The following is a 20,118-nucleotide window of genomic DNA, read 5'->3' as shown; positions in this document are numbered from 1 at the left end:
GTGTCCCTCGCTAAGGCAACATTTCAGCTATTGAGTGCCCAAAGGCTTGCCCCGATTTTTCTAGACACCTTCTATTTATGTATTTAAAAGGAAGAGCGATCGATTGCCGAGTCAATACAGTTAATACCCTGCTGTTAACAGGACACTGAGCGATAATTATAATTGTATATAAAAACAAATTTATCTAAGTTTGGCTTTTAAGACTTTTAAACAACCTAAGAAGGTAAATGAAATCATCGAGATTTATCAAACCGCGAATAATGTGTTCATAGATACAACGAAAAGCAAGTTATGAATGAACGATTATTTGGTAAGTTGAATAAATTAGATATATTCATCACCTTAAAATGACAAATTTATACGGATGAAAAATTGGTTTAAGGCGAATTCAGCACATTTGATCGTTATTGCGATATTTATTGCGCTCGTATTTTTTTATTTTACCCCTGTTTGGCAAGGAAAAACACTGGCGCAGTCGGATGTGGTACAGGCGCAGGCGGCGCAGAAGGAATTATTTGATTTTAAGGCAAAGGATGGTAAAGCGCCCTTATGGACTAACTCGATGTTTGGCGGAATGCCGACTTATCAAATTTGGCAAGAAAATGAGAATAACATTGGTACCTATTTCTTAAAAGCGGTTAAGTTCGCCTTTCCGAGCCCAATGGATACGGTGCTATTTTATTTGTTGGGGGCTTATTTCCTTTTTAGTGTCTTACGGATCAAACCCTGGCTTGCCGCAGTCGGCGCAATAGCCATTGCATTTACATCCTATAATTTTATTTATATTGAAGCTGGGCATATAACAAGGGCCAATGCAATCGCATTTATTCCGCCTGTTATTGCTGCGGTTATTATGTGTTATCGGGGAAGTAAATTGTGGGGGCCTGTATTATTGGCGTTGTTCCTTTCGCTGGAAATTCGCGTCAATCACTTACAGACAACCTATTATCTGTTAATAGTCCTCATGGTATACGTGATTTTCACGTTCATCGATGCGCTTAAACAAAAGCAATTAAAAGGTTTTTTTATCGCTTCAGGAAGGCAGATTGTCGCAGTGGTCATCGCTTTGATGGTAAATGCATCTATTTTATTGCCGACTTGGGAATATAGTAAATTAAGCACGCGTGGACATGCCAATATCACGAAGGTTGATAACAACAATGCTAAAGAGAAAGGGCTTGATAAAGAATATGCCTATGAGTGGAGCCAAGGGATTGGTGAGACCATAACCTTTTTAATTCCGAATGCCTATGGTGGTTCAACTGGAGGACAATTGGACGAGAAATCACATGTCGCTAAGTTCCTAATGGAACGAGGAGGGGCGTCGGAGATTCAAGCTGGCCAGATGGCGCAAGGCATGCCAACCTATTGGGGCGACAAACGTTTTACTTCGGGGCCATGGTATTTTGGGGCAGGAGTTTTCTTCCTATTTGTGTTGGGGCTTGTTATTGTCAAGGATCGCTTCAAGTGGTGGATTTTGGCAACAACCATTTTAGCGTTGCTTTTGTCATTCGGAAAAAACTTTACTCTTGTATCGGATCTGTTCTTTGACTATTTCCCTATGTACAATAAGTTTAGGGCTGTTGAATCTATTCTTGTTGTGGTTTCCATTACCGTGCCAATGATGGCGATTATGGCAGTAAACGAACTGTTAACACGTGCTAAGGAGATACCAAACTTAGATAAAAAAATCTTGTATACCTTTATTGGTGTCGGTGGAGTCTGTCTGTTGATTGCCGTAACGCCGGATCTCTTTTTGAATTTTGGAAATGCGGGGCATAGCAATTTGGTAGAAATGTTAGAGCATCAGATCGGAGATAAGGCCTTTGCGACAGAGTTGGCAAACCAGTTGGTTCTGGATCGCAAAGATATCGCGAGTAAAGATGCCTACCGTTCCTTTTTCATTGTTCTGCTGACCTCTGGATTTGTTTGGGTCTTTTTAAAGAAAAAACTGAGCGAGGGTGTATTATTAGGGGCTTTGCTCGTCTTATTCTTGTTTGATTTATGGAGTGTAGATAAGCGCTTCTTGAATGACAAATCTTTTATGGAGAAGGGTGCTACAGCACAGCAAGTATTCCAACAACGTGAAGTGGATCAATTGATCTTAATGGATAAAGATCCAAGCTACCGCGTACTTGACTTGACTTCAGATCCGTTTTCGGATGCCCGTCCGTCCTACTTCCATAAATCCTTAGGCGGATACCATGCAGCAAAATTAATGCGTTTCCAGGAAATTTTGGAAAATCAATTTAATGGCGCCCTGAACGAAGATGTATTAGATATGTTCAACGTACGTTATTTGATTACGACAGATCCTCAGAATCAGTCACAACGTATTGTAAGAAGAAGTACAGCTGCAGGAAATGCTTGGTTTGTAGATCGGGTAAGTTTTGTAAAAGGAAATGCCGAAGAAATGCAGGCAATCAGTTCGTTTGACCCACATAAGGAGGCCTTTGTGAATCAACAATATCAAAATGAGATTAAGGCTAAAACTTCGAATGCTTCAACGACAGGAGAGATTAAGTTGACCTCCTACCATCCCGATAAAATGCAATATGAATATACATCTGCCAATGATGCCTTTGCGGTATTTTCTGAAGTATTTTACGATAAAGGGTGGAAAGCTTATGTGGATGGAAAGGAAACGCCTATTATTCGTGCGGATTATATCTTAAGAGCACTGCAGTTACCTGCGGGAACGCATAAGGTAGAATTTGTTTTTGATCCAGAGTCGCACAAATTGGGTAATGTATTGACTTTAATCTCGTCTATTGTTCTAGTATTGGGAATAGGGGCGGCGATATATTTCTCCTTTAAAGGGAATAAAAAAGAAACAGTGGCTTAGCTGCTGTTTCTTTTTATTGTGTGAGCTTTAGAATAATTTGAGTTGTGGATCAGTTATTCTAAAGCTTTTTCTATGATGTGGCGTAGACCCATGCGCCAATACAGCTGTTCTGTGTTTAACTGTTGGGTACCCTTTGTTGTTGAGCCAGTCGTAGTGGGGATAATCCACAGCAATGTTGTCCATATATTCATCCCGATAAGTTTTGGCCAGAATTGAAGCAGCTGCGATCGACAGATACTTGCCATCCCCCTTGACGATACATGTATGCGGAATTTGTTGATAGGGAATAAACTTATTTCCGTCAACGATGATATACTCCGCTTTGGTCTTTAAGAGATCAAGCGCCTTGTGCATGGCTAAGTAGCTTGCATTATGGATGTTTATGCGATCTATTTCTTCGGCTGAAACACTGGCAACTGCAAATGCGAGAGCTTCGCTTTCGATAATTGGCCGCAACATCATCCTTTTTTTCTCACTAAGTTGTTTGGAGTCGTTAAGGAGATCGTGGTAATAGTCTGTTGGGAAAATCACTGCTGCAGCGAAAACGGGCCCTGCCAGACAGCCCCTTCCAGCTTCGTCACAACCGGCTTCAATCCACTGTTCCTGATAATATGATAATAGCATATGCGATTCTTAAAATAGCCGAAATTACAAATAAATTTGGAGTTATTTATTGTAACTTCTGTGTGAATATTGGCCATTTACATTAATTAACACTAATAATGTCTTCTTTTGTAAAGATTTAGAGCACTAGACTATTTAATATGATGGAATAATTTTCATTAGCAAAATAAGAAGTTGTTCCGGTCTGGGCCATATTGTTTCAATATTAAACTTGGGCAATAGTTTCGGTGTCAAAGATTTAACAATTATAGAAATATAAAAATACATATTATGAGAGGCTTTATGCTTTTGTTGTTTAGTATGCTGATGGGATGGACTGTTTATGGCCAGACGAATAGCGTACAGGGAATCTTGAAAGATGACAAGAATCGAATTGTTGCCGGGGCGACGGTTAAGCTGACGTCAAAGTTGGATTCTATGACTACAGGATCCAATATGGCGGGGATTTTTATCTTTGATAAGATCAAATCCGATACCTTTAAAATTACCGTTTCAAACTTAGGCTTCGAGCGCTTTGAAAAGGAATTTAGTATTCCTAAAGGCGAGTCAAAATATATAATTCCAAGTTTAACTTTACAACAGAATTCACAGATGCTGCAGGAAGTTGTGGTTGATGGAGTCCCTACTGTCGTTGTTAAAAGTGATACCCTGGAATATACCATGAAAGATCTAAAGCTCCGCGATGGCGCCGTTGCGGAAGACGCGTTGAAAAAGTTACAGGGAGTCGAAGTGGATAAAGATGGTAACGTTACAGCACAAGGTGAATCCGTAAAGCGGGTTCGTATTAATGGTAAGGACTTTTTCGGTGGAGATGTAAAGACAGCTACCCAAAATTTACCTGCAAATATTATCCAAAAGATGCAGGTCATCGATGATTATGGTGATATGGCCAATGTCACTGGCAATAAAAACGGTGATTCGGAAAAGGTGTTGAATATTCAGATAGATCCCAAATACAATACTGGGCATATGACTACCCTACGGGCTGGCGTGGGAACAGAAGATCGCTATCAGGCTACCGGTATGTGGATGGGGATGCGTGAAGGTGAACAAATTTCGGTGCTGGGGAATTTGAACAATACCAATGCCCCCTTATTCGATTTTAGTACTGTAGGTGGTGGCGCCCGCCGTGGCCAGGGTGGTGGCGGCCGCCGAGGTGGTGGTATGTTTGGTGGCTCGGACGGTTTGACAAAAATTGGTTCCATAGGACTGAATTACCGCAAAGACTTTAATGATAAACTGACTGTTTACGGTAGCTATAGTTTTAGCCATAGCAACAATACAACACTATCCCAACGTTTTCAGGAAAATACACTGCCTAATATAATGCAGACGGACAGTGTGACATCCAATTCGAACACGGTTGGTGATAGCCATCGTTTCGAAGCAAATGTCGAATGGAAGCCTACAACGAAAGATTATATCAAAATATCGCCTCAGTTTGGCTACGACAAGAGCGATGCAACGACAGTTACGAATTCGCTCACGTATCGTAGTAGTGTATTTAATAATTCTCAGGCGCAAGATATTGTTGCCAATTCCACTGCACCGAGATTTGGGATTAGCGGTTTATACAATCATAAATTTAATGATAAAGGAAGGAATGTTTTTGTAAACATGAACTTCAATAATGCAAAAACAACGAAAGATCAGAATGCCATTCTGGATAGGTTGTTGGCCGATCCCAACAATGCAAATGCTCCCTTAGATTCGATCTATGAGAAGACGATTCTGGAAGCTAATAATAAAAGTTGGAATGGAGGAGCCTCGGTGAATTATACTGAACCTGTTTCCAAGAAAGGAAAAGTAGAGTTTACCTATGATTTCAACAAAAATAAGTATGATAATTCGAACAAACAGCAAGGATTTGACCGCGATGGAAACCTTATAGCAGAAGACCCGAAGTTGAATTTTGATTATAATTACGATTATTCCTTCACAACACATAAAATAGGGGCAAACTATTTGTATAGTGGCGATAAAATAACCTATTCCATTGGAGCAGCAGCTCAACCTTCCCAATTAAGAGGAGATGCGATCAGTTCAGGCTTAGTCGTTCCAATTCATCGCAACAATATGAACTGGATGCCTATTGCACGTTTTGAGTATAAATTTTCGAGACAGTCCAATATCTCTGTCAATTATTCGGGAACACCGAATGAGCCTTCAGTAACGCAGATCTTGCCCTTTGATATGAGTACAAATCGGACCAGTATCGTAATCGGTAACGCCAATCTGAATCCGGAATTTAGCCATCAATTGAATGTACGGTTCCGTAAAAATGATTTTCAAAAAGGAAATAACTTCTTTGCGTTCGTTAATGCCGGTTTGACTAACAACAAGATTGTGAGCTTGAGCAAAAGCTATTTTGATGATTTAATGGACTATCAAACTGGACAAACAAATTCTACGTTAGTATCCGAAACTCGCTACTTGAATGAAACAAGCGATAAACCATTTAATGTGAGTTCTTTTTATCATTACGGAAAGTCATTGAAAGAAAAAACATATAATATTATGTTAATGGGCGGGGTGTCCTACAACAAAAATATTGGATATGTTTCCACGGAGAAAGATGATAACATCGGTCAAAAGAACGTTGCCCGGAATATTGTATTAAATCAAGGTTTGATGTTTAGATACAACCCTTCGGAGAATTTGGAAATCAATCCGGGAGTACGCTACCAATTTAATCATACGGAGAATTCATTGACAAATCGTACGACGAATGTTTCTTCTTGGACACCCACATTGATTGGCTCTGTTAACATCACAAAAACTACAATTTTCGGAGCGGATCTATCGAAGCAATTCAATAGTGGTTATGGAGCCGGTATCAATGCAAACCCGTTTGTCATCAATACGTACCTTGAGCAGAAGTTCTTGAGTCAACAACGTGGTACAGTACGTTTACAAGCATTTGACTTATTGAATCAGCAAACGAATGTTTCCCGGACAGTGAGCGAATCTATGATTACAGATAGCCGTACCAACCGTTTGGGACGATATTTTATGATTTTGTTTACCTACAAGTTCCAAAAATTCGCTATGGGGAACCCTGAAGGCGAGAACAGATTCCCAGGCGGAATGAGACCACCGCGTATGTAATTTGAATAATCTTATTGCTATAGGATATAAAAACGGTCATAGTGATTTCGCTATGACCGTTTTGCGTTTAAAAATGCCTAGTTTTGTGATCACTTCATGTGCCCTATGATTTGAAGATTGAGCAAAGTGGCGAAAGAATGTACGATTGTATATTTTTTTGGAGGAGATAGTCAAGGCTAACGGGCACACAAAATAGATAGACTAAAGAAGTTACAGCAAGTTTATACTGCATGGAATACGAAATTATTAGACTTTCAAACGGAATACGCGTAGTATTTCAATATCAGAATTTACCGGTTACACATGTCTGCATGGTCATCAATGCGGGGTCTCGGGATGAGTCTGCTGGAAAATATGGTGTAGCCCATTTTATTGAGCATCTTTTATTCAAACGAACAGAAAGACGCTCTACACAACAGATTATAAATCATTTGGAATCCGTTGGCGGAGATTTGAATGCTTATACAACGAAGGAATATACCTGTGTACATGCCTCTATTCTTCAGCCTTATTTAAGTCGTGCCTTAGATCTTTTTGAAGATATCTTTTTTCATTCCACTTTTCCCGATATAGAATTGGATAAAGAAAAATCTGTCATTGTAGATGAAATGGCGTCTTACCTGGATAGCCCAGAAGAGTCTATTGTAGACGATTTTGAGGATCTGGTTTTTCAGGGGTCGGGTTTAGGACACAATATTTTGGGACTGGAAGATCAGCTTCTCGCACTACAAAAGGGCGATATCGTAGACTTTATGCAGGCAAACTATGATACAAATGAAATGGTTATTGGTATCACAGGTAATTATACGCTAAAAGAAGTTGAGCGATTGTTGCACAAGATCTTTGGTGGTGTTCCAGCAAATACAATTATGCGGATGAGAAACGATGTCAATCCAATTATTGAACAGCATCTTGCAGTTGCAAAACCAATTAATCAGGTTCATTACATGCTTGGATCTTTGGCTTACGGTTATCGTGATGAGCGTAAGACAGGGCTGTTGCTTTTGAACAATATGCTTGGCGGCATGGGAATGGGTTCTATTCTGAATCTTTCTATTCGGGAGAAATATGGAATAGCCTATACCATTGAATCTAATTATACTATTTTTTCGGATACAGGGTTATTTAGTATTTACCTCGGTACCGATGAAGAAAAAGTTGAAAAAGCTAAAAAACTCGTCTTTAAAGAACTAGCGAAGCTAACCGAGCAACCGCTATCCGAAACTGCAGTAAAAAAGGCGAAGCAGAAATTTATTGGTCAGATTGCTTTGACCGAAGAGAACCGTATGAGTATGATTATCTCTGCCGCGAAAAACGTGATGGACTATGATCGTGTCATCTTATTGGACGAAGTAATTGAAAAAATTCAGGACTTGACTAATACAGGGCTGCTGGAAATAGCGCAAGATGTATTTGACCCGAAGAAGATGTTGTCGCTAAGTTTTGTTCCCGAAGACTGAATTTAAGGATCGATAGATCCTTCTGAGGAAATGAACAATATGAGATCGAACGGCCGAAGATGGGAATATAGCTGGCTGAAATGAATTTATATTGCATATAAAAAGCAATTTATCTAAGTTTGCGCTTACGGGAATTCGTTCTCATCAACCATTGACTGCAGAAAGCAGATTCAATACCTATTGTAGCAGACAAATAAACGAATAAAAAATATAAGGGATGAAAACAGCATATGTATTTCCTGGTCAAGGGGCCCAATTTGTTGGAATGGGGCAAGACCTGTATAATTTAAATGATGAAACGAAAGCTTTGTTCGAACAGGCTAACGATATTTTAGGATTTCGCATCACGGATGTCATGTTTTCCGGTACAGACGAGGAGTTGAAACAAACCAACGTAACCCAGCCGGCTATTTTCTTGCATTCGGTCATTTTGGCAAAAGCATTGGGAGAGTCTTTTCAACCGGACATGGTTGCAGGTCACTCATTGGGTGAGTTTTCGGCTTTGGTAGCAGCGGGCGCACTGAGCTTTGAAGATGGCTTGAAATTGGTTGCACAACGCGCCAACGCGATGCAAAAAGCATGTGAGCTTCAGCCTTCAACGATGGCTGCGATATTAGGTCTGGAAGATGCTATAGTGGAAGAGATCTGTGCTAAAGTTGATGACGTTGTGGTGGCAGCGAATTATAACTGTCCCGGACAATTGGTGATTTCGGGATCTATTGAAGGTGTGGATAAAGCTTGTGCTTTGCTGACCGAGGCCGGTGCTAAGCGCGCATTAAAGCTAAATGTTGGTGGAGCATTTCACTCACCATTGATGGAATCTGCCAAAGTCGAATTGCAGGCGGCTATCGAAGCTGTAGACATTTTGTCGCCTAGCTGTCCGATTTATCAAAATATAGATGCCAAACCACAGACAGATCCAGCGGTTATCAAGGAAAATCTTATTGCGCAATTAACTGGCGCTGTACGGTGGACGCAGACAGTACAAAATATGTTGGCCGATGGTGCAACAGCTTTTGTAGAAGTCGGTCCAGGAAATGTATTGCAGGGATTGGTCAAGAAGGTTGACCGTCAGGTGCAGACTTCTGCGGCTTCAGTGACCGCGTAACAAAATATTCAGTATAAAAAAAGGAATTATTTTGCTGTGCCCTCAAAAAGTGTCCAACTTTTTGAGGGCATTTTTTATGAACGAAAAATCGGAATCACATCAAGAATTACCTGTCCATCCCTGAAAAATGTTTACAAAAGGTCTAATACGGTTCTTACTTTACCTCAAGAATTAACCTGTAAAAATGGATAAGACATAGCGATCAGTTTCGGAGATTACTCGGTGCTTATTCGGTACTTGTTCGGAGCTCGTTCGGTACTTCTTCGGTTGCAAGCGAAGAAACACCGAACGAGCTCCGATCGATATCCGTTTTTTAACCGAGAGAATGCAGAATCAACTATGAGCGTAAAAACTATTTATCCTTAAACATGCTGTAATGATCTTTCATGACCTGCAGCACGAAGTCGTTGGGAGTCATTTTTTCAGGATGTTTGACTTCCATAACCGCCTCAAGACGCTGGACCAAAGCTGTTAAAATGCCCACATCTCTTCTATCAAAAGCTGTTTGGTAGATCTCTTTGACCGAATTAGCATCCTTGTCGCTCAATTTGATAACCTGTGGAAATAGAATTGGATGATTGTCGAAAGTCTCTTCGTAAATTGTGTCGCTCAATTTTAATGTAGGTTTGAGGCTGATAACGGAAGTTTCTGCGGCAATATCTCCAATGCGTTGCCCATTTTTGGATAAAACGATCGAGGTAATGGCGACACCACCCATCGTCATCCAAATATCTACAATAGATAGACTCCATCTGGACAAGTATTGATAAAAGTTGGCTCGCGAACCGTCAAGTTTAACGACCTTTATTTTCATGATTTTCTTACCTACTGTCTGACCACCAAAGGCGGTTTCGGTAATCAATGTGTAAAAAAACGCGGGTAGAGTCAATGCCATCATAACGCCATAAAAAAGATAGGGATCTCCTGCGTTCATGTTTATGCTGTCCAAGAGAAAGAAGCAAAAAAAATAATAACAGACTATAATAAAATAATCTATTGCAAAAGCGATCATTCTTGAACCAAGACTGGCAAGATTATATTCGATTTTTACATTTTGTGCTGTATTTATCTCAAGCTTATTCATATGTAAATTATTTGAGTTTAATAGCAATATAGAATTTCTAGGTCATTTTAGCTCCAATTTGTGCTTTTCAATCATGGATATTTCCTATATTTGGTTCAGCCAGTTAAAAAAATTAATGAGAGAAGCATCCTTTGTAGAACGAAATAAAGAAAAATGGACGTTAATTGAAAATAATTTATCAATTAATATGCAGGTTGATCCAGATGAACTGGCCTCAAATTACATTGAGCTCACTAATGATCTGGCTTATGCACAAACTTTTTATCCTGAAAGTAAGGTAAAGGCTTACCTGAATGAACTGGCAGTGACCGTGCATCAGAAAATCTATAAAGATCAGAAAGCTTCCAATGATAAGTTTAAATCTTTTATCAATGAAGAGATACCGCAGGCGATCTGGTCAATCCGTAGACCTTTGTTGTACTCCTTCTTAATTTTTGTTTTGGCTTCAGTCATTGGTTTTGTATCGTCTGTATACGATATGGATTTTATTCGGCTTATTTTAGGTGACTACTATGTCGATTCGACGATAGAAAGTATAAAAGCAGGAGATCCTGCTGCAGTATATGGGAAGGGGAGCAACTTTGGATCAGCGATTTGGATTACGATTAATAATGTGCGGGTTGCTTTTATGGCCTTTGCTGCCGGACTATTTTTCAGTGTAGGGACAGGTTATGTGCTGTTTAGCAATGGTATTATGCTTGGTGCATTTCACCATATGTTTTTCCAGTATGGCGTTATGGGGAAAGCCATGTCGGCGATTTGGATTCATGGCACTATTGAGATTTCGGTAATTATTGTGGCAGGAGGATGCGGATTGGCCATCGGTAATAGCATTCTATTTCCCAAATCGTTTACACGTTTGACATCGTTTGTCCGTACAGCAAAGATTGCAATGAAAGTTCTCGTCAGCACGATTCCTTTTTTTATTATAGCCGGAACATTGGAAGGTTTTGTAACACGGTATTATAATATGTCAATTTGGTTATGTTTAATAATTATCGTTTTATCCGTACTGGCTATCCTTTATTTTTATGTTATTAATCCTTATCGACTAGCAAAACGATTTCAATGGAAATAGATTTTGAGTTTCAAAAAGAACGGAAGGTGGGGGACTTTATCCAAAGTTTCATAGATCTTTTTAAATTGATCTATAAGCACTTTGTTTCTACTATTTTTGGTTTATCTGCGGTTCCCCTAGCAGCGATTGCTTTAGTTTACTATTTTCTTTCTACAAAAATCACTTTTTCGGCCAACAGCGATTCTTTTGAGGATATCGATGCTTTTACTTGGGCTGGATTACTCATTTTGGCATTGATCGCTTTGGGATTGTACGTTTATGGTATTTCCATTGAGTATTTTATGCTACTCAAAGAACGTAAAAGCACAGGATTTTCAGGATCGGAAGTATTCAGCAATTTCAGATCTAACCTCGGTAAATACTTTATGTTTTTGATTGCCATGATATTGGCTTTAATCGTTGTCTTTATCCCACTGGCAATCGTAGCTGTGATTTGTGCATTTATCCCTTTTATTGGAAGTTTTGCCATTGGTATATTGGGCTCGATGGTTGGGATATGGTTGTTTTGCTCTTTTCTATTTTATCGGGAAGGTTATTCGGATCTGGGAAGCTGTTTTACAGATGCCTATGTCATGCTGAGCAAAAAATTGATTCAATACGGTATCGCAACCTACATTGTGAACTTTATTTTTCAAATGGCTGTCATGATGATTTCTATTGTACCATTGATTATCATGGGGCTTTTGTCATTTAACTTCCTTGGAATAGATGCCGCTTTCTTTGACTCATCCTGGGGAAAACTCCTGATGACATTTGGGGGCTTATTTATCACACTATTTACGCTCTTTCTTTATATGTCCGGCGTTTTGGCCAATGGTATTATTTATGAAACAGCCAAGGATCTCAAATTTGGAGAACGTATTTATGGCATGATCGAAAAGATAGGAGGAAAAGATGAATAAACTCTTGTCTTTTTTCTGCATTGCCTGTTTGTCGATTATGTACGCCTGTGATCCCAAGCCAAGGGACACGGACTCCAACAGCGATAGGATTGATTCACTTAATGTGCAAATAGATTCAACCTTGGTGAGAGCAGATTCTGTCCGCATTGATTCTGCAGTAAAGGCTCCTAATGGCCAACAGGGAAAAGACGAAATTGACCTGTGGGATCCAACATTATTTGATTCGATTCCAAAATATACCGAAGAACGTTCGTTTAAAATGGATCCTTATCAGGATATCATCAAACGTTACGAGACAGACGATTTTGTTTATTCTGAAAATATTAAAGATCGGGTGGGCGTATTGCAACGCATCCTTGCCCGGCTCGCCGATTGGATCGGGAGTATCATGCCGGATAATCCTTATAAATTTCGAGAAGAGTTTGGCTATGTATTTGCCTTCTTAGCTGTCATCGCATTAGCGTTTATTCTTTATAAAGTGCTCTACAACAGAAAACAATATTTTATTAAGCATAGTGAAGAGGAGAGTGAACTGGACGTTTTAGCGTATGTGGAGCGAAACCTGATGAATAGCAACCTGGAGCCTTATATTCAGGAGGCTATCGCCCAAAGGAATTATGCATTGGGTATCCGGTACTTACAGCTATTGAATATTCAGAAACTAGCGCAATCCGATCATATCAAATGGAAGCTGAGCAAAACGAACGCTGAATTTACACAAGAGATTCAAAACGAGGAGCTCCGTCGTGGATTTGCGGAATGTACAAGAATATTTGATTATGTCTGGTTTGGTCAATTTGAATTAACAGAGGACAATTTTAATCAATATCAGCAATTGTTTCACCAGTATCAAAAACAAATTAAATGAAGGGATCGGTAAAATTTGGATTGATATTATTGACTGTTGTGTTAGTGTTAATAGCCCTTATCGATGCAACAAGTAAGAAACCTATTATCTGGGATCGGACTTTTGATGCAAAAGATAAAAATCCTTTTGGCGCTTATGTGCTACGTCAAGAACTAAAGCATATCACTGATCAAAAGAACACAACGATTGAGCGACCATTGTATGAATATTTGGACAGTACAAAGAAAACCGACGCTAACTTATTTTTTTATACCTCCTATTTTTCGATGGGTGAAGCAGCGGAAGATAAATTACTGGATTATGTAAACCGGGGTGGGAAAGCAATGATTGTAGCCGAGGATATTGATCCTTACCTGTTGGATTCCCTCGGGTTGAAAACAGATAACTTCTATGGTTTTAAAAAAGGTGTGAATATAAAAAGCCAGCTGCGTGTGCGCTTGATGAACGATAACAATAAAATTCATTATAGTAAATCAGATCTTGGCGAAGTATTCAAAAAACTTCCTAAACATGCGACCATTTTGGGCGCGATTACCTATAAGGAATTTATGTTACCGAACTTCATAGCCGTTCAATTTGGTAAAGGGACATTCTATCTGCACCTGACCCCTGATTTATTTGGAAACTATTACTTGCTGAATTCCGCTTCGCAATATGCCTATGTTGCTAAGTCGTTATCTTATCTAAATGATAAGCCGATCGCTTGGTATGATTTTAAAGCGAATCTGGAGCAATATCGGACACCTTTGCGTGTATTGCTTATGAATGATGGTCTTAGGCAAGCTTGGTATGTTTTGTTGGCGGGGCTAGTTCTTTTGCTTGTATTTCGAAGTAGACGAGAGCAGCGAGCCGTGGCGGTCGTGAGCCCAGAACCGAATCTCTCGAAGGACTTTTGTGGAACCATTGCTACTTTATATTATGAAAATGGCGCACCAGGTAATATGGTCGCAAAAAAAATAGATTACTTCCTGCACGATCTTCGGATGCGGTTTCATTTGGACACGCTGATGTTGCGGGAAGAGGAGTTCAGTGAGGAGCTGGCTGAGCGGACTGGAGTTCCGCTCCTAGAGACGCAGTCTTTAATGAGGCTGATTGTTCATATGCAAGATGCTAAACAACATGATGTGGCTGATCTTAAGATGATTAATGATACAATAGAAGAGTTTAAACATAAAGCAAAAATGATATGAGTGACTTCGATAAATATATATCTTTTGAAAACCGAATAGATGTCTCGGTTTTATTCGATAAAATGGCGCAGGTAAAGTCGGAGGTGAAAAAAGTCATCGTTGGGCAGGATCAATTGATTGACATGCTCTTAATCTCGATCTTGGCCTCAGGGCATTCTTTGATCGAGGGCTTACCCGGGGTGGGGAAAACATTATCCGCAAAATTGATTGCCAAAACGATTCACAGTGAATTTAAGCGGATTCAATTTACACCGGATTTAATGCCGTCGGATGTAACCGGTTCGTCGATACTCGATTTGAAAAGTAATGAGTTTGAATTTCGTAGGGGCCCCATTTTTGCAAATATTGTTTTAATCGATGAAATCAATCGTGCTCCCGCAAAGACCCAGGCAGCACTTTTTGAAAGCATGGCGGAGCAACAGGTGTCGGTAGATGGAACAACCTATCAATTGCCAGGGCCGTTTGTTGTTTTTGCGACGCAAAATCCCATCGAACACGAAGGTACTTATCGATTGCCGGAAGCTCAGCTCGACCGTTTCTTGTTTAAGATCAATGTGAACTATCCTGAACTTGAACAGGAATTGGAAATATTGAAGGAGCATCATGCTCAAAAAGCACAGAATAAAGAGGATCAGGTTCAGGCTGTCGTTTCGGCCACAGAAATTTTAGAGTTCCAGAAATTGATCAAGTCTATTTTTGTGCACGAGGAGTTGCTAACTTACATTGCTCAAGTCATTATAAAAACACGAACTAATCCAAGTTTGACACTAGGTGCCTCACCGCGGGCTTCTATTGCTTTGTTGGAATCAGCAAAGGCTTCAGCTGCGTTAACAGGCCGCGACTTTGTTACTCCTGAGGATATTCGGAGGGTAGCATCTGCCGTACTGGGGCACCGTGTCATGTTGACTCCAGAAAGGGAAATGGAAGGATTTACCACCGCTTATGTCATCGATCAAATCATAAATTCTGTAGAAATTCCAAGATAATGAAGAAACTAAAACAGCTTTTTCTAACAAATCAATTCTTCTACTCCCTATTGGGGGTAGCGACACTCTTTACATTTTCTTTTTTCGTTAAAGGATTGTTGATTGTGGCCTGGATTGTCTTTTGGATCTGGTTGGCTGTTTTGGCTTTTGATTTTATTGTCTTATTTTCAGGGAAGGGCAGAATTGAGATCACAAGGATATATCCTGAAAAATTATCCAATGGAGATGAAAACCCGATGAAGCTTATGGTGAGCTCTTTTTATCCATTTGCAACAAAAGTAGATGTTTTAGAGGAGTTTCCGGTGCAGCTCCAAATTCGGGACAAGGATTTTGCAGCCAGTTTACCCGCTTTTCAACGCTCTGAAATTTCATTTTCCTTGCGGCCTACACAAAGGGGAATTTATCAGTTTGGTCGTTGTATGGCTTTGGTTAGACGTTTTGGATTTTTCAAAAGAAGGTTTGTTACCAATCAAGAACAGGAAATCCCCTGTTATCCATCCTATATTCAACTACGAAAATATCAGCTTTTGGCAACAAGTAACCGATTGAATGAACTGGGGATAAAGCGTATTCGACGCATTGGTTCAGCCATGGAATTTGACCATGTCAGAGAGTATGTGCAGGGGGACGATTATAGGCACATGAACTGGAAGGCATCTGCAAAAGTAAAGAAGCTGATGGTCAATCAGTACGAAGAGGAGAAGTCTCAGCCGATCTATTCATTTATTGACTTAGGTCGGGCAATGCGTATGCCATTCAACGGTCTTACCTTATTGGACTACTCGATTAATGCTGCACTTGTTCTTTCCAATGCGACCATCTTAAAGCAGGATCGAGCCGGATTATTAACCTTTTCAAAAGATATCAATGCATTTATAGCTGCAGAGAAGAGGAATAATCAAATGCATAAGATTTCGGAAGCACTATACCAGGTGTCGACCAAATTTGAGGAGTCTGAATTTGGAAGATTATATAGTTATGCTAATGCACATATTAACAAGCGGTCGCTTATTTTTGTCTATACCAATTTTGAGACCTTAGATTCCTTAAGACGTCAGATAAATTATCTGTCTATGTTAAACAGGAGCCACATTATCGTTGTTGTTGTTTTTAAAAACGTAGAAATAGAGGATTTAGCGAAAAGTACGCCTAAAAAGACAATCGACATTTACAATCAGGTCATTGCTGAAAAGTTTATCTACGAGAAACAGCTTATCGTACAAGAACTGATTCGCAACGGCTTTCAGACAATCTATACAGCGCCCGAAAACCTGACCATCAATTCCATCAATAAATATTTGGAAATTAAGGCCCGTGGCCTTATTTAATGATGGAGGTATCTTTGACCATTACTTTTGTCCAGAGATGCTGATATTTTTCGATCGCTTTTAAATGGATTGGATGTGTCTCGTAGATGGTAATATCTTTAAGGTTTTTGAAAGTGACGATCAAGGTATAGTCGAAGCTGTTGTCTACGACAGGTCGCGGGTTTGTTTGAGCCGGAACGCCGTAATTAAGTGTTTTGATGACGTCGATCTTGCGCAGTTCCTCAAAAAATCCAACAAAATTCTTTTTTTCTTTTTCACTGAGCTCTTTTTTTAGCCAAAAATTCACAACGTGGACAATGGTGGTAGGTTGGATGTCTTCATCCGATTGAACGTTATTTGCCCATGTTGGGGCAGTTACGAGCACCATGGGTGCCAGAAGAAAATTGCGTCTTTTCATGATTGAAACGGTTTAGAACGCTTAAGATACAAAACCTGCGCGATTTCACCAATAGCCTGGGTATAAAAGTAGGTTCAAACTGTTTAAGAATAGGATGCTGAGAAGGCGCTGTGAAGGGATGGGGTATAAAGTTGAATAAAAAAGGGCAGTCCAACTTTGTACTGCCCCATTCTATTTTGATGGACATCTGGCTCTTATAAACCAAACGCTTCTTTTACTTTGTCGATATAATCTAGTTTTTCCCAAGTGAACAGTTCAACTTCGACTTGCTTTTTCTCGCCTGTTGAGCTTTCGAACTCCTTGGTTACTTTTCTTGGTGTTCTTCCCATGTGTCCATAGGCTGCAGTTTCTGAATAAATGGGATTTCTCAGCCCCAAACGGGTTTCAATTCCGTATGGCGTCATATCAAATAAATGTGCGATTTTTTCCGCAATCTGGCCATCTGTCAAATTTACCTTGCTCGTTCCATAGGTATTTACATAGATTCCCATCGGATCTTTTACACCTATTGCATAAGAAATCTGTACGAGGATTTCATCTGCAACACCTGCTGCTACCAAGTTTTTAGCAATATGGCGCGTTGCATATGCAGCGGAACGGTCTACCTTAGATGGATCTTTTCCTGAGAAAGCCCCACCACCATGTGCACCGCGGCCACCGTAGGTATCGACAATGATCTTGCGACCGGTAAGCCCTGTATCTCCGTGTGGTCCACCGATAACAAATTTTCCAGTTGGATTGATATGAAACTTAATTTCATCGTTAAATAACAACTGAAGTTCTGGTTTCAATTGCGCTTTAACACGTGGAATTAAGATCGTTTTAATATCGTGTGTAATTTTATCCAACATGACTTGTTCAGTAGCGAAGTCGTCATGTTGTGTAGAGATTACGATTGCTTCAATTCTTTTCGGCTTGTGATCATCACTATACTCAAGTGTCACCTGAGATTTTGCGTCCGGGCGCAAATACTTGATTTCGTTATTTTCGCGACGCAGCTCGGCCAATTCATAAAGCAGGCGATGCGATAAGTCCAATGCCAAAGGCATAAAATTTTCGGTTTCGTTGTTGGCATAACCGAACATGATACCTTGGTCGCCCGCACCCTGTTCTTGTCTTGTCTTGCGGTCTACCCCCTGGTTAATATCAGCAGATTGCTCGTGAATAGCCGAAAGGACGCCACAAGAGTTTGCCTCGAACATATACTCAGATTTGGTATAGCCAATCTTTTGGATCACCGAACGGGCTATTTTTTGGACATCAAGGTATATGTTTGATTTAACCTCGCCGGCAAGAACTACTTGCCCAGTCGTTACTAGCGTTTCAATAGCGACGCGAGAATCCTCGTCCCATGCTAAAAAATTGTCTATTAATGCATCTGAAATTTGATCCGCAATTTTGTCTGGATGCCCTTCAGAAACAGATTCTGACGTAAATAAATAAGCCATGCTTTACGTAATTTTTAATATTGGATTTGCGCTAGAATGAAATAACAGCAAAGTGATAAGAGCCGTGATAGCGAGGGGTTTTTAGCACTTTTTTACTGTGGTTGCAATCTCCTTGTCGTTGCTTGTAACGCAACAGCACGCAAATCAGTCCACATTCTATTTTTTGTGCGACAAAGCTACGATACTTTGTGGATTATTTAAAATCAAATTTATATTTTAACTTTTAAAAGTATGGGGAAGTGCGGTAATTCGTATAAAGATTACATTATTTTAAGAAATTGGTAATTTCCGCTATCTTTGGATATGTCAGAACGTAAACAAATATTGTTTGTTATTAATCCTATTTCGGGAGGGAAAAATAAAACTTCCTTTAAAAAACAGGTGCTGGATGTGCTTGATCTGCAGAAGTTTGATCCTACTTTCCAACAAACAGCGAGACCGAACCATGCTTATGAAATTGGGCTGAAAGCGATCAAAGAAGGCTATGATGCAGTCATCGCTGTCGGTGGTGATGGGACGATCAATGAATTGGGATCCGCTTTGGTCGGATCTGGAATTCCATTGGGGATTATTCCTGAAGGCTCTGGCAACGGCCTGGCGCTCTACTTGGGAGTTCCAATGAATGAGGCTGCAGCTATCCGTCGGATTAATCGTTTTGAATCAATAGAAGTGGATTGTGGAGTAATTAATGATAGACGCTTTTTTAATATCGCTGGCTTGGGTTTTGATGCATCCGTAAGTGAAAATTTTGCTAATGAAAATATTCGTGGACCTTTGGGGTATATGAAGTCCGTTTTTAATGTGCTCAGTAAATACCAACCGGCACATTATAAATTGACAATTGATGGAAAGGTGTACGAAAGGCAGGCCTTTATGATCAGTGTGGCGAACTCTCCCCAATATGGTAATAATGCTTATATAGCACCGCAGGCTTCGGTTAACGATGGCATTTTAGATGTCTGTATCGTGCACAAGTTTCCACTTTATATTTTGCCAAAGATGATTTTCCATCTTTTTAATAAATCGGCGGATCAATCCAGTTATGTCGAGATTATTCCGGGGAAGAATATACAGATTGAGATTGATAAGGTGTCCCCGGTTCATGTGGATGGGGAGCCGATTGAACTTGGCGATAAATTGGATATTTCCATTATGCCAAAAGCGTTAAAGATAATTTGTTAAGATCATGAGTAAAAATAAGAAACAGTCCTATGAGGGCGTTGTATATTCGACAGATGACAGCTTCAGCTATCAGCTGGCCGATTTTTTTCAGGAAGCAGATACGTTACCTGTAAATCAGCAAAACTTAAAGGTGCAGCTTGATCGGAAAATGCGGAAGGGGAAAGTTGTTACGTTGGTCACGGGCTTTGTTGGAAAAGTGGACGACTTGGAGAACTTAGGTAAATTGTTGAAAACGAAGTGCGGAGTTGGTGGAACAGTGAAGGATGGGGAGATCATCATTCAGGGCGAGTTTAAACAAAAGATCTATGATTTGTTACTTAAAGAGGGGTATCGCGTAAAATTAGTTGGTGGTTAAACAAGTATATCCAGCAGAATAGTGGTAAATCTAATGAATTGTCTATTAGGCAAGTATGCTTTAAATGTAGGATGTCTGATTGTTCAAAAACATGAGTAATCACTTACTTTTTGTCGTTTAAAATCCTGGATTTTCTTGCATATCAAAAAAAAAAT

At 39.8% G+C, this 20,118-nt stretch carries 16 protein-coding genes; 12 read left to right on the top strand and 4 right to left on the bottom strand.

Annotation, left to right across the window (positions count from 1 at the left end; genetic code table 11):
• Nucleotides 1-364: 364 nt before the first annotated feature.
• Nucleotides 365-2,845, top strand: a complete 2,481-nt coding sequence (locus tag B4Z90_RS13575; RefSeq protein ID WP_286802507.1) for a YfhO family protein — start codon at nucleotides 365-367, stop codon at nucleotides 2,843-2,845.
• Between the two features lie 27 nt (nucleotides 2,846-2,872).
• Here the strand turns inward: B4Z90_RS13575 and B4Z90_RS13570 are convergent, their stop codons facing one another.
• Nucleotides 2,873-3,469, bottom strand: a complete 597-nt coding sequence (locus B4Z90_RS13570) for a ribonuclease HII (protein ID WP_286802505.1) — start codon at nucleotides 3,467-3,469, stop codon at nucleotides 2,873-2,875.
• 270 nt (nucleotides 3,470-3,739) lie between these two features.
• On the opposite strand from B4Z90_RS13570, the gene B4Z90_RS13565 reads away from it, so the two are divergent.
• From B4Z90_RS13565 to fabD, 3 genes are all read left to right on the top strand, one after another.
• Nucleotides 3,740-6,577: an outer membrane beta-barrel protein gene (locus B4Z90_RS13565; protein WP_286802504.1), complete on the top strand. Its 2,838-nt coding sequence runs from the start codon at nucleotides 3,740-3,742 to the stop codon at nucleotides 6,575-6,577.
• Nucleotides 6,578-6,807: 230 nt separating this feature from the next.
• Complete coding sequence (locus tag B4Z90_RS13560; RefSeq protein ID WP_070560942.1) at nucleotides 6,808-8,037, top strand: M16 family metallopeptidase; 1,230 nt, start codon at nucleotides 6,808-6,810, stop codon at nucleotides 8,035-8,037.
• A 217-nt stretch (nucleotides 8,038-8,254) separates the two neighbouring features.
• Nucleotides 8,255-9,145 (top strand): ACP S-malonyltransferase, encoded by an 891-nt coding sequence (gene fabD / locus B4Z90_RS13555; RefSeq protein WP_070560944.1) that lies wholly within the window; start codon nucleotides 8,255-8,257, stop codon nucleotides 9,143-9,145.
• Nucleotides 9,146-9,497: 352 nt separating this feature from the next.
• Here the strand turns inward: fabD and B4Z90_RS13550 are convergent, their stop codons facing one another.
• Nucleotides 9,498-10,229 carry an RDD family protein gene (locus tag B4Z90_RS13550; RefSeq protein ID WP_115046318.1) on the bottom strand — a complete coding sequence of 244 codons (732 nt, stop codon included), beginning with the start codon at nucleotides 10,227-10,229 and terminating at the stop codon, nucleotides 9,498-9,500.
• Nucleotides 10,230-10,344: 115 nt separating this feature from the next.
• Between B4Z90_RS13550 and B4Z90_RS13545 the strand changes: the two genes are divergently transcribed.
• From B4Z90_RS13545 to B4Z90_RS13520, 6 genes are read left to right on the top strand one after another with little or no spacing between them, the layout of a single operon-like run.
• A complete protein-coding gene (locus B4Z90_RS13545) occupies nucleotides 10,345-11,307 on the top strand; it encodes a stage II sporulation protein M (protein ID WP_286802503.1) in 963 nt (320 codons plus the stop codon).
• Entirely contained in the window at nucleotides 11,298-12,209 is a 912-nt protein-coding gene (locus B4Z90_RS13540) for a hypothetical protein (RefSeq protein ID WP_070560946.1), read from the top strand. Before B4Z90_RS13545 ends, B4Z90_RS13540 begins: the two co-directional genes overlap by 10 nt.
• A complete protein-coding gene (locus tag B4Z90_RS13535; protein WP_286802502.1) occupies nucleotides 12,202-13,077 on the top strand; it encodes a DUF4129 domain-containing protein in 876 nt (291 codons plus the stop codon). Before B4Z90_RS13540 ends, B4Z90_RS13535 begins: the two co-directional genes overlap by 8 nt.
• Entirely contained in the window at nucleotides 13,074-14,267 is a 1,194-nt protein-coding gene (locus tag B4Z90_RS13530) for a DUF4350 domain-containing protein (RefSeq protein ID WP_286802500.1), read from the top strand. The genes B4Z90_RS13535 and B4Z90_RS13530 overlap by 4 nt, the downstream gene beginning before the upstream one ends.
• Nucleotides 14,264-15,253, top strand: a complete 990-nt coding sequence (locus tag B4Z90_RS13525; RefSeq protein ID WP_286802498.1) for an AAA family ATPase — start codon at nucleotides 14,264-14,266, stop codon at nucleotides 15,251-15,253. The genes B4Z90_RS13530 and B4Z90_RS13525 overlap by 4 nt, the downstream gene beginning before the upstream one ends.
• Nucleotides 15,253-16,581, top strand: a complete 1,329-nt coding sequence (locus B4Z90_RS13520) for a DUF58 domain-containing protein (protein WP_070560953.1) — start codon at nucleotides 15,253-15,255, stop codon at nucleotides 16,579-16,581. The genes B4Z90_RS13525 and B4Z90_RS13520 overlap by 1 nt, the downstream gene beginning before the upstream one ends.
• On the opposite strand, the gene B4Z90_RS13515 is transcribed toward B4Z90_RS13520, so the two are convergent.
• Nucleotides 16,574-16,978, bottom strand: coding sequence for a Dabb family protein (locus tag B4Z90_RS13515; RefSeq protein ID WP_286802497.1), 405 nt, complete (start codon nucleotides 16,976-16,978; stop codon nucleotides 16,574-16,576). The genes B4Z90_RS13520 and B4Z90_RS13515 overlap by 8 nt on opposite strands.
• Nucleotides 16,979-17,172: 194 nt before the next feature.
• Nucleotides 17,173-18,426, bottom strand: a complete 1,254-nt coding sequence (metK, locus tag B4Z90_RS13510) for a methionine adenosyltransferase (protein ID WP_286769239.1) — start codon at nucleotides 18,424-18,426, stop codon at nucleotides 17,173-17,175.
• Between the two features lie 303 nt (nucleotides 18,427-18,729).
• Between metK and B4Z90_RS13505 the strand changes: the two genes are divergently transcribed.
• Nucleotides 18,730-19,608: a diacylglycerol/lipid kinase family protein gene (locus B4Z90_RS13505; protein ID WP_286734148.1), complete on the top strand. Its 879-nt coding sequence runs from the start codon at nucleotides 18,730-18,732 to the stop codon at nucleotides 19,606-19,608.
• Between the two features lie 4 nt (nucleotides 19,609-19,612).
• Complete coding sequence (locus B4Z90_RS13500; protein ID WP_070560961.1) at nucleotides 19,613-19,963, top strand: translation initiation factor; 351 nt, start codon at nucleotides 19,613-19,615, stop codon at nucleotides 19,961-19,963.
• Nucleotides 19,964-20,118 lie beyond the last annotated feature (155 nt).

It is taken from the genome of Sphingobacterium sp. UBA5639 (assembly GCF_002421245.1).
GTDB lineage: Bacteria > Bacteroidota > Bacteroidia > Sphingobacteriales > Sphingobacteriaceae > Sphingobacterium > Sphingobacterium multivorum.
Note: the sequence above shows the minus strand (reverse complement) of the source record. Positions and strands in the feature narration are given on the sequence as shown.

Coding starts and splice junctions, on each gene's coding strand:
- B4Z90_RS13575 (WP_286802507.1), top strand. CDS start 365: ATGAAAAATTGGTTTAAGGCGAATTCAGCACATTTGATCGTTATTGCG.
- B4Z90_RS13570 (WP_286802505.1), bottom strand. CDS start 3,469: ATGCTATTATCATATTATCAGGAACAGTGGATTGAAGCCGGTTGTGAC.
- B4Z90_RS13565 (WP_286802504.1), top strand. CDS start 3,740: ATGAGAGGCTTTATGCTTTTGTTGTTTAGTATGCTGATGGGATGGACT.
- B4Z90_RS13560 (WP_070560942.1), top strand. CDS start 6,808: ATGGAATACGAAATTATTAGACTTTCAAACGGAATACGCGTAGTATTT.
- fabD (WP_070560944.1), top strand. CDS start 8,255: ATGAAAACAGCATATGTATTTCCTGGTCAAGGGGCCCAATTTGTTGGA.
- B4Z90_RS13550 (WP_115046318.1), bottom strand. CDS start 10,229: ATGAATAAGCTTGAGATAAATACAGCACAAAATGTAAAAATCGAATAT.
- B4Z90_RS13545 (WP_286802503.1), top strand. CDS start 10,345: ATGAGAGAAGCATCCTTTGTAGAACGAAATAAAGAAAAATGGACGTTA.
- B4Z90_RS13540 (WP_070560946.1), top strand. CDS start 11,298: ATGGAAATAGATTTTGAGTTTCAAAAAGAACGGAAGGTGGGGGACTTT.
- B4Z90_RS13535 (WP_286802502.1), top strand. CDS start 12,202: ATGAATAAACTCTTGTCTTTTTTCTGCATTGCCTGTTTGTCGATTATG.
- B4Z90_RS13530 (WP_286802500.1), top strand. CDS start 13,074: ATGAAGGGATCGGTAAAATTTGGATTGATATTATTGACTGTTGTGTTA.
- B4Z90_RS13525 (WP_286802498.1), top strand. CDS start 14,264: ATGAGTGACTTCGATAAATATATATCTTTTGAAAACCGAATAGATGTC.
- B4Z90_RS13520 (WP_070560953.1), top strand. CDS start 15,253: ATGAAGAAACTAAAACAGCTTTTTCTAACAAATCAATTCTTCTACTCC.
- B4Z90_RS13515 (WP_286802497.1), bottom strand. CDS start 16,978: ATGAAAAGACGCAATTTTCTTCTGGCACCCATGGTGCTCGTAACTGCC.
- metK (WP_286769239.1), bottom strand. CDS start 18,426: ATGGCTTATTTATTTACGTCAGAATCTGTTTCTGAAGGGCATCCAGAC.
- B4Z90_RS13505 (WP_286734148.1), top strand. CDS start 18,730: ATGTCAGAACGTAAACAAATATTGTTTGTTATTAATCCTATTTCGGGA.
- B4Z90_RS13500 (WP_070560961.1), top strand. CDS start 19,613: ATGAGTAAAAATAAGAAACAGTCCTATGAGGGCGTTGTATATTCGACA.